The organism is Bradyrhizobium sp. IC3123 (assembly GCF_020193625.1).
In the GTDB taxonomy this organism is placed as follows: domain Bacteria; phylum Pseudomonadota; class Alphaproteobacteria; order Rhizobiales; family Xanthobacteraceae; genus Bradyrhizobium; species Bradyrhizobium yuanmingense.
In genome coordinates this window covers 213,781-228,068 of sequence record NZ_JADYVF010000001.1, presented here as the reverse complement: position 1 = coordinate 228,068, position 14,288 = coordinate 213,781, and the positions used below count along the sequence as shown (strand labels likewise).

At 65.3% G+C, this 14,288-nt stretch carries 11 protein-coding genes; 10 read left to right on the top strand and 1 reads right to left on the bottom strand.

Annotated features, from left to right (window positions below; translation table 11 throughout):
* Positions 1-351 precede the first annotated feature (351 nt).
* Positions 352-1,554, top strand: coding sequence for a multidrug effflux MFS transporter (locus I6F20_RS01185; RefSeq protein WP_420887835.1), 1,203 nt, complete (start codon positions 352-354; stop codon positions 1,552-1,554).
* A gap of 53 nt (positions 1,555-1,607) precedes the next feature.
* Positions 1,608-1,748: a hypothetical protein gene (locus I6F20_RS01180; RefSeq protein ID WP_225124818.1), complete on the top strand. Its 141-nt coding sequence runs from the start codon at positions 1,608-1,610 to the stop codon at positions 1,746-1,748.
* 188 nt (positions 1,749-1,936) lie between these two features.
* Here the strand turns inward: I6F20_RS01180 and I6F20_RS01175 are convergent, their stop codons facing one another.
* On the bottom strand, positions 1,937-3,544 hold the full coding sequence (locus I6F20_RS01175) for an ABC transporter substrate-binding protein (protein ID WP_036015319.1): 1,608 nt from the start codon (positions 3,542-3,544) through the stop codon (positions 1,937-1,939).
* Positions 3,545-3,811: 267 nt separating this feature from the next.
* Between I6F20_RS01175 and I6F20_RS01170 the strand changes: the two genes are divergently transcribed.
* The 8 genes from I6F20_RS01170 (at position 3,812) to I6F20_RS01135 (ending at position 14,212) form a co-directional block, all read left to right on the top strand.
* Positions 3,812-4,942: a M20/M25/M40 family metallo-hydrolase gene (locus I6F20_RS01170; protein ID WP_225124815.1), complete on the top strand. Its 1,131-nt coding sequence runs from the start codon at positions 3,812-3,814 to the stop codon at positions 4,940-4,942.
* A gap of 221 nt (positions 4,943-5,163) precedes the next feature.
* The gene (locus I6F20_RS01165; RefSeq protein ID WP_036029753.1) at positions 5,164-6,105 is read left to right on the top strand and encodes an ABC transporter permease; all 942 of its coding nucleotides are present in this window, start codon (positions 5,164-5,166) and stop codon (positions 6,103-6,105) included.
* A gap of 18 nt (positions 6,106-6,123) precedes the next feature.
* Positions 6,124-7,011 carry an ABC transporter permease gene (locus tag I6F20_RS01160; RefSeq protein ID WP_036029754.1) on the top strand — a complete coding sequence of 296 codons (888 nt, stop codon included), beginning with the start codon at positions 6,124-6,126 and terminating at the stop codon, positions 7,009-7,011.
* A 129-nt stretch (positions 7,012-7,140) separates the two neighbouring features.
* Positions 7,141-8,790 (top strand): ABC transporter ATP-binding protein, encoded by a 1,650-nt coding sequence (locus I6F20_RS01155; protein ID WP_225124813.1) that lies wholly within the window; start codon positions 7,141-7,143, stop codon positions 8,788-8,790.
* Between the two features lie 266 nt (positions 8,791-9,056).
* Positions 9,057-10,562: a M81 family metallopeptidase gene (locus I6F20_RS01150; protein ID WP_225124811.1), complete on the top strand. Its 1,506-nt coding sequence runs from the start codon at positions 9,057-9,059 to the stop codon at positions 10,560-10,562.
* A gap of 14 nt (positions 10,563-10,576) precedes the next feature.
* Positions 10,577-11,749, top strand: coding sequence for a M20 aminoacylase family protein (locus tag I6F20_RS01145; protein WP_036015333.1), 1,173 nt, complete (start codon positions 10,577-10,579; stop codon positions 11,747-11,749).
* Positions 11,742-13,160: an amidase gene (locus I6F20_RS01140; RefSeq protein ID WP_225124810.1), complete on the top strand. Its 1,419-nt coding sequence runs from the start codon at positions 11,742-11,744 to the stop codon at positions 13,158-13,160. Before I6F20_RS01145 ends, I6F20_RS01140 begins: the two co-directional genes overlap by 8 nt.
* Positions 13,161-13,321: 161 nt before the next feature.
* Entirely contained in the window at positions 13,322-14,212 is an 891-nt protein-coding gene (locus I6F20_RS01135; RefSeq protein ID WP_225124808.1) for a crotonase/enoyl-CoA hydratase family protein, read from the top strand.
* The last annotated feature ends 76 nt before the right edge of the window (positions 14,213-14,288 follow it).

Below are 14,288 nucleotides of genomic sequence, written 5' to 3'. Positions count from 1 at the left end.
CTCGCGGCGCCGTTGCGGCAGCCGGTCCGACCACAATGGACAGGACGGGTTGCCGATTCATCTCCCCGGCGTGCCGCGCCGATCTTATGGTGAATCCCTGGTTGCAGGCCCAACCCTCCGGCGATGCGGCTTCCGAAAACTCTTCGATGTGCGCGGCGACGCGGTCGCGGATGGCCATCAGGCCGGCGATGGGCCCTCACCCGTTTTTGACGCTCCTGCCCCGCCTGCCAGCCATCCCGAAACATGGGTTGTGCAACGCAGCACCAGGGCTAGATAAGTCGCTTGATTGCAGGGGTAAGCTTCTTGTCCGACGTCAATGCCGACGGTTGGGTGTCCTCGGGACACCGCCCAATGGGTTTTCCGGAGTTCGTCATCGTGATCGCGTCCATCATGGCGCTGAACCCGCTCGCGATGGACATGATGCTGCCGGCGCTGCCCAATATCGGCGCCGCCTTCAAGATTCCCGTCGAGAACCACCTGCAACTGGTGCTGTCGACCTTCCTGATCGGCTTCGGCGCCGGTCAGTTCGTCATGGGTCCCCTGTCGGACCGTTTTGGGCGCCGACCGGTGCTGCTCGGCGGCATGGCGGTCTATGCGGTGGCGAGCGTGCTGGCGGTCATTGCCCCCTCGTTCGAGACGCTGCTGCTGGCGCGTGCGCTCCAGGGGCTCGGCACCGCGGCGACGCGCGTGATCGCGACCTCGATCGTGCGCGACTGCTATGTCGGCCGCCGCATGGCGAGCGTGATGTCGCTCGCCATGATGATCTTCATCGCGGTGCCCGTGGTCGCGCCCTCGTTCGGACAGGCGGTGCTGCTGGTGACGGCGTGGCGCGGCATCTTCGTCGTGCTGATGCTCTACGGCCTGCTCGCGCTCGCATGGTGCGTGCTGCGGCTGCCCGAGACGCTTCCCGAGTCGAAGCGCAGGTCGCTGGCGCCCTCCGACGTGCTCTCGGCATTCCGGCAGACCCTGACCCATCGCCAGACCGTCGGCTATGCCACCGCCGCCGGCAGCGTCATCGGCGCGCTGTTCGCCTATGTCTTCTGCGCCCAGCAGGTCTTCACCGGCATCTATCATCTCGGCCAATATTTCCCGCTGGCTTTCGCCGCGATTGCCGCCGGCACAGCCATCGCCGGCTTCCTCAATGCGAGGCTGGTCGGCCGGCTCGGCATGCGCGTGATCTCGCACGGCGCGCTGACGCTCTACACGGCCGTGGCCGGCGTGATGCTGCTGACGGAAAGCCTCGGCGTGCTGCCGCTCGCCTTGTTCATGGTGCTCTCGGCCCTGATGATGTTCTCGTTCGGCATGATGGTCGCCAACTTCACCGCGCTGGCGATGGAACCGCAGGGCCACATCGCCGGCACCGCCTCCTCGCTGTACGGCTCGATCACCACGCTGATCGGGATCGTGGTCGGCATGGCAATCGGGCAGAGCTTCGACGGCACGCTGCTGCCATTCTCGATCGGCTTTTTCCTATCCACCCTCGCCGCGCTCGCGATCGTGCTGGTGGTGGAGAAAGGGCGGCTGTTCAGGCCGCATCATCGCCCGATCAGCTAGGAACTTCCCGCCCCTCGCGATGTTGTACTGCAGCAATTCAGAGGATTGGCGAGATGGAACAAGAGAACAGATCGGATCAGCCCGCGTCCGAGATCGAACAGCCGATTTCGCAGCCTCGTTCCGATGAACGAATGGACGCGAGCTTGGCATTCATGAGTGAAGGGATCGAGCAGCTGCGCGACAGCCACTGCTAGACGAGCGCGATCACAGACCGCCTCATAGAAAAACGGCGCCGCAGGAAACTGCGGCGCCGTTCGTATTCACCTGCAAGGCGCGCGGCGCGTAAAGCGCGATGAGATTCGGATGATCGTCATCGCGCTTTAGGTTGTTGTTTGCGCGTGATCTTTCCGGAAAACCGCTTCGCACTTTTCCGGATCATGCTTTATTCCTTCTTGTCGATGTTCCAGAACACCGGCGTCGCGGGGCCGTCGAGCACGCCCGTCAGCGATTTGCGCCAGCCGCTCGGGATGAGATACTGCCCCAGCGGAATGTAGATCACCTGCTCATAGGCCTGCTTCTGGATATCGGCGGCGATCTTCTTCTGATCGTCGACCGAGGCCGCGCGGACGAAAGCGTCCTTGAGCTGCTCGATCTTGGCGTCCTCCGCCCAGCCGAACCAGCCCTTCTTGCCCTGGCCGCCGATCGAGAGATTGGCGATCGGGTTGGACACGTCGGCCGCGACCCAGTTGGTGAAGAACATGTTCCAGCCACCTTCCTTCGGCGGCTTCTGGCTGGCGCGGCGGCTCACCACGGTCTGCCAGTCGGTCGCCTGAAGGTCGACCTTAAAGCCGGCCTCGCGCAGCAGCTGGGCCGAAACGATCGGCTGCGCCTTCAGCGTCGTGACGTCGCCAGGGGCCATGATGACGATCGGCGTGCCGTCATAGCCGGACTCGGCGAGCGCCTTCTTGGCTTGCGCCATGCCGTTCCCCTTGACCAGGGTCTCGGAGCCCGCATCGGTTGCGAGCGGCGTGTCGCAAATGAAGAACGCGCCGCAGATCTTCTGATATTTGGCGTTGCCGACCAGCGCGTCGAGCACGTCCTTCTGGTTCAGGGCCAGCAAGGCAGCACGCCGCACCTTCACGTTGTCGAACGGCGGATGCAGGAAGTTCATCCGGCCGAGCGTCTGGAAGCCGAACTTGTTCAGGACCTCGATGGTGAGCTCCTTGTTGCCTTCCAGCACCGGCAGCATGTCGAACGGCAGGTTCTCCATGAAATCGATGTCGCCCGACTGCAGCGCGTTCACCGCGGTCTGCGAGTCCGGCATGGTGATCCACTCGACGCGGTCCACCTTCACCACCTTGCCGCCGGAGGTCCAGCTCGCCGGCTCCTTGCGCGGCACGTAGTCAGTGTTCTTGACGTAGACCGCCTTCACGCCGGGCTGGAATTCGCCCTGCACGAACTTGAACGGACCAGAGCCGATCTGCTCGGGGATCTGCTTGTCCGGCGGCGTCTCCGCAAGGCGCTTCGGCATCATGAAGGCGACGCGCGAGGACGGCTTGCCGATGGAGTCGAGCACCAGGCCGTAGGGCTCCTTCAGCTTCAGCGTGATGGTCTTGGGGTCGGTCGCCTCGATGCTGGCGGTGAAGTCCATGAGCTTCTGTCCCATGCCGTCGACCGCAGCCCAGCGCTTCAGCGAAGCGACGCAGTCCTCCGCCGTCACCGGCGCACCGTCATGCCACTTCAGGCCGTCGCGCAGCGTGAACGTGTAGGTGAGCTTGTCGTCGGAGACCTTCCAGTCCGCCATCTGCGGCTGGACCTTGAAATTCGAGTCGGTGGCCACCAGCGTGTCGTAAACCATGTAGCCGTGGTCACGCGTGATGTAGGCCGTGGTGAAGATCGGATCGATGATGCGCAAATCCGAATGCAGCACCGCCGTGAGAGTCTTGCCGGCCGCGAGCACCGGCGAGGCCAGCGCGGTCGAAAGCGCGACGACCGACAGCGCAAGTGTGGAGGCGAACGCGCGAGGCCCCCGGCGCATGAAGTGGAACATAGAAAGTTCTCCTGACGTGAAACTGTTCAAAGGCAGGTTATTGGTTGAGCATGAGGTTCGTTCGTTGGGCGAACTAACCTCATGCAATGCCTTCGTCTTTCGAGACTTGCAGACAGGGTGAAGCGCGTCAATCCGGTTTCGGTGCAAGCCCTTGCGGCGCGCGCACGGGCTCCACAAAGATCGGTTTGGCTCTACAACACCCTCCGCTTGTCCCGTCCGCGCCAATGCAATGCGCGTTCCATCTTTCCAAGCTTGAGAGACATTGAGATGAATCCTGCCAATCTTCCCTTTGATTCCGAGGCAATGCTCGAAGGCCTGCGCGGCTGGGTCGAATGCGAAAGCCCCACCTGGGATGCCGGTGCCGTGGACCGCATGCTCGATATCGCAGCGCGAGGTATGGCGATCATGGGTGCGACGATCGAGCGCATCGCCGGCCGCCAGGGCTTCGGCGGGGTCATCCGCGCGCGTTTCCCCCATCCGAAGCAGGGCGAGCCCGGCATCCTGATCGCCGGGCACATGGATACCGTCCACCCGGTCGGCACCATCGAGAAGCTGAAATGGCGGCGCGAGGGCAACAAGTGCTATGGCCCCGGCATCTACGACATGAAGGGCGGCAACTACCTCTCGCTGGAAGCCATCCGCCAGCTGGCACGCGCCTCGTTCACGACCCCATTGCCGATCACCGTGCTGTTCACGCCGGATGAGGAAGTCGGCACGCCCTCCACGCGCGACATCATCGAGGCGGAAGCCGCGCGCAACAAATACGTGCTGGTGCCGGAGCCCGGCCGCGCCGACAACGGCGTCACCACCGGACGTTACGCCATCGCACGCTTCAACCTCGAAGCGACGGGCCGGCCGAGCCACGCCGGCGCGACGCTGTCCTCGGGACGCTCGGCGATCCGCGAGATGGCGCGACAGATCCTCGCGATCGACGCCATGACGACGGAGGACTGCACCTTCTCGGTCGGCGTCGTGCATGGCGGCCAATGGGTCAATTGCGTTGCTACCACGGCGACGGGCGAGGCGCTCTCCATGGCCAAGCGCCAGGCCGATCTCGACCGCGGCGTCGAGCGGATGCTGGCGTTGTCCGGCACCAGCAACGACGTCAGCTTCAAGGTCACGCGCGGCGTGACGCGGCCGGTCTGGGAGCCCAATGCCGGCACCATGGCGCTGTACGAGAAGGCCCGCGGCATTGCCAAATCTCTCGGCATGGAATTACCGCATGCAAGCTCCGGCGGCGGCTCGGACGGCAACTTCACCGGCGCGATGGGAATCCCCACGCTCGACGGCCTCGGTGTGCGCGGCGGCAATGTCCACACGCTCGAAGAGTATATCGAAGTCGAGAGTCTCGCTGAGCGAGGACGGCTGATGGCGGGGCTGCTGGCGACGCTGGAGTGATCGCGAAGCGATCCCGTAGGTGGGCAAAAGGCGCAAAGCGCCGTGCCCACCGTTTTCCCGACCGAAAGCAGGTGGGCACGCTCCGCTTTGCCCACCCTACGAAGATTGGCTGCACCGCAAAAACTGTGGCCCTCGTGGCACGGGAATTGCTGAAATGTTAGGCTGATGGCAGGCTGGCCGAAGAGCCCTGCCCAATTTGACTCTAAACTGACGGATCCAACTTGCTCGGATATCTCCTTCGCCGAATTCTCGCCGCCGTGCCCGTGATGGGCGTGGTCGCGCTGTTCGTTTTCCTCCTGCTCCGCCTCACCCCCGGCGATCCCGCCGCGATCCTCGCCGGCGACAACGCGACCCCGGAACGGCTGGAGCGCATCCGCGAATCGCTCGGCCTCAACGAGCCGCTGATCGTGCAGTTCGTCACCTGGGTGAACAAGCTGCTGCACGGCGACCTCGGGACGTCGCTGATCTCCAATTTGCCGGTGATGAAGATGATCGGCCAGCGCGTCGAGCCGTCGATCTCGATCGCGCTGTGCACCATCATCCTCGCCGTCATCGTCGCAGTTCCCTTGGGGGTGATCGCGGCGTGGAAGCACGGCACCTGGATCGACCGTTTCGTGATGGGTCTGTCCGTGCTCGGCTTCTCGGTGCCGGTGTTCGTGGTCGGCTATGTCCTCATCCAGGTCTTCGCGATCGAGCTGCGCTGGGTGCCGGTGCAGGGCTTCCGTAGCATCTTCAACGGCTTCGGTCCGTTCTTCGAGCGCATGATCCTGCCGACCTGCGCGCTGTCCTTCATCTACGTCGCACTGATCGCGCGCATGACGCGTGCGGCGATGCTCGACGTGCTCGGCGAAGACTACGTGCGAACGGCGCGCGCGAAGGGCATCAACGAGGTTGCGGTGATGATGCGCCATGCTCTGCGCAACGCCGCCGTGCCCGTGATCACCGTGATCGGCACCGGCTTTGCGCTCTTGATCTCCGGCGTCGTCGTCACCGAGAGCGTGTTCAACATCCCCGGCATCGGGCGTCTCACCGTCGATGCGGTGCTGGCGCGCGACTATCCGGTGATCCAGGCGATGATCCTGCTGACCTCGCTGATCTACGTCGTCGTCAATCTTCTCATCGACGTCGCCTACACCCTGCTCGATCCCCGGATCCGGTACTGAGGCAAGGACAAGAACAAAATGTCGGTCGATACCCTTCCCCAGTCCTCCATTCCGATCACGTCGCCGCTGCGGCCGCGATTCGGATTCCTCACCTCGACCCCGATCATCGCCACCGCGACGTGCCTGCTCGCGCTGATCGTGGTGGTCTCGATCCTCGCGCCGCTGATCGCGCCGCATGATCCGATCCAGCTCGCCCCGTCGCAGCGGCTCAAGCCATCTTCCGCACAGTTCCTGCTCGGCACCGACGCCTACGGCCGCGACGTGTTGTCGCGCGTGATCTATGGCGGCCGCATCTCGCTTCTGATCGGCATCGGTGCGGCGATCCTGTCGATCGCCATCGGGCTGGCGATCGGCCTCGTCTCCGGCTTCTTCAAGCTGGTCGATTCCGTGATGATGCGCGTCATGGACGGCCTGATGGCAATGCCGAGCATCCTGCTCGCGATCGCCGTGGTGTCGCTGTCCGGCGCCAGCCTCTGGACCGTGCTGATCGCGATCACGATCCCCGAGATTCCGCGCGTTGCACGCCTGGTCCGCTCGGTCGTGCTGTCGGCGCGCGAGGAGCCTTATGTCGAGGCCGCGATCTCGGTCGGCTCGAGCCTGCCGAAGATCATGTGGCGCCACCTGATGCCGAACACGATCGCGCCGCTGATCGTCCAGGGCACCTATATCTGCGCCAGCGCCATCCTGACCGAGGCGATCCTCTCCTTCCTCGGCGCCGGCATCTCGCCGGAGACGCCGACCTGGGGCAACATCATGGCCGAGGGCCGCCAGTACTTCCAGATCAAGCCGTCGCTGATCTTCTGGCCGGGCCTGCTGCTCTCCATCGCCATCCTCAGCATCAACCTGATCGGCGACGCCGCCCGCGACGCCCTCGATCCGCGCATGAAGCAGCGGGAGGGGAAGTGAAACAAGTAGCGTTGTCATTCCGGGGCGCGCGTAGCGCGAGCCCGGAATCCATTTCACCACGCGTGCTGCGGCCCGATGGATTCCGGGCTCGCGACTTTGTCGCGCCCCGGAATGACGGAGAGAATTGACGTGACCGACACCATCCTCGACATCAACAATCTCGTCGTCTCCATCGGCAAGCAGCCGAAAGGCGCCAACATCATCGACGGCATCTCGATCCAGGTGCGCGAGCGCGAGACGCTGTGCCTCGTCGGCGAGAGCGGCTCGGGCAAGTCGGTGACCTCGCTCACCACGATGGGCCTGTTGCCGAAGGGCACCCTGGTGCCAACCGGCGGCAGCGTGAAGCTGGTCGGCGAGGAGCTGCTCACCGCCACCGACCGCCGCCTGCGCCAGCTGCGCGCGACCAAGATGGCGATGATCTTCCAGGAGCCGATGACCGCGCTCAATCCGGTGGTTCCGGTCGGCCGCCAGATCGACGAGGTGCTCCGCGCCCACACCAAACTCGATGCCAAAGCGCGCAGGAAGCGCATTCTCGACATGATGGAGCAGGTCCACCTGCCCCAGGTCGAGCGCATCTTCGCCTCCTACCCGCACCGTCTCTCCGGCGGCCAGCGCCAGCGCATCATGATCGCGATGGCGCTGGTGCTGGAGCCGAAGCTGCTCATTGCCGACGAGCCGACCACCGCGCTCGACGTCACCACGCAGAAGCAGATCCTGTCCCTGATCCGCGAGCTCCAGCGCGATCACGGCACCGCCGTGCTGTTCATCACGCACGACATGGGCGTGGTGGCCGAGATTGCCGATCGCGTCGCGGTGATGCGGCAGGGCCGCCTGGTCGAGACCGGTCCGCTCGAGACCGTGCTGCGCAATCCGACCATGGAATACACCCGCAACCTGCTCTCCTCGGTGCCGAGCCTGGTGCCGCGCCCGCCGCGCGAGGAAACCCGCGAGCCCGTGGTGCTGGAGGCCAACGAGCTCGGCAAGGTCTACAAGGAGCGCGCCTTCTTCGGCAAAGGCCGCGAGGTCGTCGCTGCCGACAAGGTCACGTTGACCCTGCGCAAGGGCCGCACGCTCGGCATCGTCGGCGAAAGCGGCTCGGGCAAGTCGACGGTTGCGCGCTGCATCGTGCGCCTGATCGATCCGACTTCCGGCGGCGTGCGCCTCGCCGGCCGCGAGATCGCCGACATCTCGCGCCGCCTGTTGCAGCCGCATCGGCAGAAGATCCAGATCGTATTCCAGGATCCCTATCGTTCGCTCAATCCGCGCGTCACCGTCGGCGAGAGCATCGCCGAAGGCCCGGTCAATTACGGCGTGGCGCACGCCGACGCGATGAAGCGGGCGCGCGAGTTGCTCGAGCTGGTCGGCCTGCCGCCGGATGCGGTGTCGCGCTATCCGCACCAATTCTCCGGCGGCCAGCGCCAGCGCATCGCGATCGCCCGGGCGCTCGCGCTCGATCCGGACGTCCTGGTCGCGGATGAAGCGGTCTCCGCGCTCGACGTCTCGGTGCAGGCGCAGGTGCTGGAGCTGCTCGACGAGATCCAGAAGCGGCTCGGCATCGCCATCCTGTTCATCACCCACGATTTGCGTGTCGCAGCCCAGATCTGCGACGAGGTGGTGGTGATGCAGCACGGCCGCGTCGTGGAACAGGGACCGGCCGCCGAAGTGCTGACGCATCCTAAGGAGGCCTACACCAAGGCGCTGCTGGATGCGGCGCCCGGGCGGGGTTGGGATTTTGCGAACTTCAGGCCGGTGGCCGAGGGCGTGGGGGCGACACTGTAGCTCTCTCCTCTGTCATTCCGGGGCATCGCGAAGCGATGAGCTATGGTGCGCAATTGCGCACCTGAGAATCCATTTAGCCGCGGACTCTGTCGCACGATGGATTCCGGGCTCGCGCCCAAGAGGGCGCGCCCCGGAATGACGGCGGAGTATGGGGCGCAGCATTCCCAAATCGTCTTGACCCTATGCACGTCGCGAGTGCTTCCTCACCTTGCCCTCCTCGCAAGGGCAAGGCTAACGTCGCGCACTTTCAATCGGGACTGATCTGAATGACACGTATTGCCGTCGGCGGCTTCCTGCACGAGACCAACACCTTCGCTCCGACGAAGGCGACATTCGCGGATTTCCAGCATGGCGGCGGCTGGCCGGCGATGACTGAAGGTGCCGACGTGTTGAAGGTGATGCGCCGCATCAATGTCGGGCTCGCCGGTTTCGTCGACAGCGCCGAGGCGAACCGCTGGGAACTCATTCCGACCATCGCCTGCGGCGCGAGCCCGTCGGCGCATGTCACCGAAGACGCATTCGAGCGCATCGTGAAGGTCATGGTCGACGGCATCGCCGCCGCCGGCCCGATCGACGCCGTCTATCTCGACCTGCACGGCGCGATGGTGACCGAGCATCTCGACGACGGCGAAGGCGAGATCTTGGCGCGCGTGCGCCGCGTCATCGGTAAGGATGTTCCGCTGGTCACCAGCCTCGATCTCCACGCCAACGTCACGCCCGAGATGATGGAGCATGCCGACGCGCTGATCGCCTACCGCACCTATCCGCATGTCGACATGGCCGAGACCGGCCGCGCCTGCGCGCGCCATCTCGCGCTGCTGCTGCAGACGAAGCAGCGCTTCGCAAAGGCCTTCCGGCAATTGCCATTCCTGATCCCGATCAGCTGGCAATGCACCAACGACCAGCCCACCAAAGGCATCTACGAAAGACTCGCCGCGCTGGAGAGCGATGCCGTTCCCACCCTCTCTTTCGCGCCCGGCTTTCCCGCCGCCGATTTCCGCGACTGCGGCCCCAGCGTGTTCGCCTACGGCAGGACGCAAGACGACGCAGATCGTGCGGCCGACGCGCTTCTGAAGCTGATCGAAAGCCACGAGAACGATTTCGACGGCAAGATCTGGACGCCCGACGATGGCGTGCGCCACGCCATGGAACTTGCCAAGAGCGCGCGCAAGCCGATCATCATCGCCGACACCCAGGACAATCCGGGCGCCGGCGGCGATTCCGACACCACGGGCATGCTGCGCGCGCTGGTGCGCAACAAGGCGAGTGCCGCAACCGGCGCGATCTACGATCCGGAATCGGCCAAGGCCGCGCACGCAGCCGGCGTCGGCGCCACCGTGACGCTGTCGCTCGGCGGCAAGTCCGGCATCCCCGGCGACGAGCCCTATCGCGAGACCTTCGTGGTCGAGCAGCTCTCGGACGGCCGCTTCATCGCGCCCGGTCCCTATTACGGCGGCCGCGAGATGGAGATGGGCCCGTCCGCAGCTTTGCGCATCGGCGATGTCCGCATCGTCGTCTCTTCGCACAAGGCCCAGCTCGCCGACCAGGCGATGTACCGCTATGTCGGCATCGAGCCGACCGAACAGAAAATCCTGGTCAACAAGAGCTCGGTGCATTTCCGCGCCGATTTCGAGCCGATCGCCGAGAAGCTGATGATCTGTGCCGCGCCCGGTGCGATGCCGGCCGACACCGCTTCGCTACCCTGGACGCGCCTGCGCCCGGGCATCCGCATCAAGCCGAACGGCCCCGTATTCACGCCTCCCTCACGCTAACCGGACAGGACCACATGCCCACGATCGATCGCATCGACGGCTACGCCGACGAGCTCACCGCAATCAGGCGCGACCTCCACGCCCATCCCGAGATCGGCTTCGAGGAAGTGCGCACCTCCGGCATCGTCGCCGACAAGCTGAAGAGCTGGGGCATCGAAGTGCATCGCGGCCTCGGCGGCACCGGCGTGATCGGCGTCATCAAGGGCAAGGGCACCGGCAGCAAGCGCATCGGGCTGCGCGCCGACATGGACGCGCTGCCGATGGAAGAGAACACCAATCTGAAGTGGAGCTCGAAGATCCCCGGCCGCTTCCACGGCTGCGGCCATGACGGCCACACCACCATGCTGCTCGGCACCGCGCGCTATCTCGCGGAGACCCGGAATTTCGACGGCACCGTGCATCTGATCTTCCAGCCGGCCGAGGAAGGCCTCGGCGGCGCCCGCGCCATGATCAAGGACGGGCTGTTCGAGAAATTTCCCTGCGACGAGCTCTACGGCCTGCACAACGCGCCCGACCTCAACCATGGCGAGATCGCGATCCTGCCGGGCCCGGCCATGGCCAGTGCCGACTTCTTCGACCTGCGCATCACCGGCTACGGCGCGCATGGCGCGATGCCCGAGCGCTCCAAGGACGCGGTTGTCATTGCGACCACACTGGCGCAGGCGATCCAGACCATCGTCAGCCGCAACGTCGACCCGCTGCAAGCCGCGGTGATCTCGATCACCCAGATCCATGCCGGCTCGGCTTACAACGTCATTCCGGGCGATGCGCATCTGTGCGGCACCATCCGCACCTTCTCGAACGAAGTCCGCGCCCTGATCGCCGAGCGCATCCGCACCATCTGCGCCGGCATCGCCGCCGCCTATCAGTGCACGATCGAAGCCGACATCCGCGACACGTTCGGCGTTCTGGTCAACCAGGTCGAGCAGTCCAAGGTGGTCGAGGAGGTCGCGCGCACCATCGTCGATCCCGCCAACGTGATCACCCGCATCCAGCCGAAGATGGGCAGCGAGGATTTCGCCGACATGCTGGAGACGATTCCCGGCGCTTACTTCTGGGTCGGCCATGACGGCTCGGTGCCCGTGCACAATCCCGGCTTCGTGCTCGACGACAAGATCCTGCCGATCGGTGCCAGCATGTTCGCCCGCATCGTCGAGACGCGCATGCCGGTGGGTGGCAATGCATAAAAAGAGCGTCGAGGAAGCGGTCACCTCGCTGCACGATCTGTCCGCGATCGACCTGATCGCGGGTTATCGTGCCAAGCAGTTCTCGCCGAGCGAGGTGCTGGAGGACGTGCTCGCGCATGTCGCGGCGTGGGAACCGCATCTGAAGGCGCTCTATGCGTTCGACCCCGATGGCGCGCGCGAGGCCGCAAAGGCCTCGACCGCGCGCTGGACCGGCGGCGAGCCCTCCGGGCCGCTCGACGGCGTGCCCGTGACGGTGAAGGACAACATCGCGACCAAGGGCGTGCCGGTGCCGCTGGGGGCAGCCAGCGTCAAGCTCGTGCCGGCCGAGAAGGACGCGCCGCCCGCTGCGCGGCTGCGTGAGGCCGGCAGCATCATCTTCGCCAAGACCACCATGCCCGATTACGGCATGCTGTCCTCCGGGCTCTCCTCGTTCCATGCGCTCGCGCGCAACCCGTGGGATCTCAGCAAGAACCCGGGCGGCTCCAGCGCCGGCGCAGGCGCCGCCGCCGCGGCCGGCTACGGGCCCTTGCATCTCGGCACCGATATCGGCGGCTCGGTTCGCCTGCCCGCCGGCTGGTGCGGCCTCGTCGGCCTGAAGCCGAGTTTTGGCCGCGTGCCGATCGACCCGACCTATGTCGGCCGTGTCGCCGGCCCGATGACCCGCACGGTCGACGATTGCGCGCTGATGATGAGCGCGATCGCAAAGCCCGACCGCCGCGACGGCATGAGCCTGCCGGCCGAGCTGCTGAACTGGAAGGGGCTGGAGAAATCTCCGCGAAAACTACGCATCGGGTTGATGCTCGATCCCGGCTGCGGCCTGCCGCTGGAGAAGCCGGTGCGCGAGGTCGCAGTGAAGGCCGCGAAGGCATTCGAGTCCGCAGGCAGCGTCGTCACCGAGGTCGACGGCATCCTCACGCGCGAGATGCTCGACGGTCTCGACAATTTCTGGCGCGCGCGGATGTGGGACGATCTGTCCAAGCTGACGCCGGCCGAGCAGGCCAAGGTGCTGCCCTATATCTTCAAGTGGGGCGAGTCCGGGGCCAAGCTCTCGGGCGTCGACGTCATCCGCGGCTTCAACCAGACCATGGCGATCCGCGCGGCTGCGGCGAAGCTCTTTTGCGAGCTGGACTATGTGATCTCGCCGACCGCGCCGAACGTGAACTTTCCGGCGGAATGGGCGTCGCCGACCAACGATCCCATGAAGCCGTTCGAGCACATCGCCTATACCGTGCCGTGGAATATGTCGGAGAACCCGGCGATCTCCCTCAACGGCGGCTTCGAGGCCAAGGGTTTTCCCATCGGCGTGCAGATCGTCGGCCGCCGCTTCGACGACATCGGCGTGCTCGGCATGGCCAAGGCCTTCGAAGGTCTGCGCGGCCCGCAGCGGCCCTGGCCGAAGCCGCCGGCGTAACAAACGCTCGCTCGTCATTCCGGGTTGCGCCCTCTTGGCGCAAGCCCGGAATCCACTCATCCGCATTACTGATGTGGACAAATGGATTCCGGGCCCGCGCTTCGCGCGCCCCGGAATGACGTGCTAGAGAGAGCGACAAAGAAACAGGGAAGGAAACCACCATGGCGTATGAGACCATCAAGTACGAGGTCGCCGATCAGATCCTCACCATCACGTTGAACCGGCCCGACAAGCTCAACGCCTTCAACGCGCAGATGCAAGGAGAGCTGATCGACGCGTTCGACGCCGCCGACAAGGATGATAACGTCCGCGCCATCATCGTCACCGGCGCCGGCCGCGGCTTTTGCGCGGGCGCCGATCTCTCCTCCGGTGCCGACACGTTCGATCGCGACGCGCGGCGCGGGCCGGTCAAGCGTTTTGCCGACGGCAAGGTCGACTATAGCGACCCGCAGGTGCGTGACGGCGGCGGCCAAGTGACGTTGCGCATCTTCAAATGCCTCAAGCCCGTGATCGCGGCGGTGAACGGCCCGGCCGTTGGCATCGGCGTCACCATGCAGCTCGCGATGGACATCCGCATCGCCTCAGAGGCCGCGCGCTTCGGCTTCGTGTTCTCCCAGCGCGGCATCGTGCCCGAGGCGGCCTCGAGCTGGTTCTTGCCGCGCATCGTCGGCATCTCGCAGGCGCTGGAATGGTGCTATTCGGGCCGTGTCTTCCCGGCGCAGGAAGCGCTTGCGGGCCGCCTCGTCAGCAAGGTCGTGGCCCCCGATGATCTGCTGCCGACCGCCCAAGCGCTCGCCAAGGAGTTTGCGGCAAAGACCGCGCCGGTGTCGGTCGCGCTGATCCGCCAGATGATGTGGCGCATGATGGGCGCCGACGATCCAATGGAAGCCCACAAGGTCGACAGCCGCGGCATCTACGCCCGCGGCCGCTCGGATGACGTCAAGGAAGGCGTGGTGTCGTTCCTGGAGAAGCGTCCCGCGCACTTCAAGAACAAGGTGTCCACCGACATGCCGGATTACTTCCCGTGGTGGACGGAGCGCGAGTACAAGTGACGAGCGCGTAGCGCGCCATAACGCGCAACTGGGCTGTTTGATCCATGCCAAGTGCGCATGGACAGTCGGTCGACAG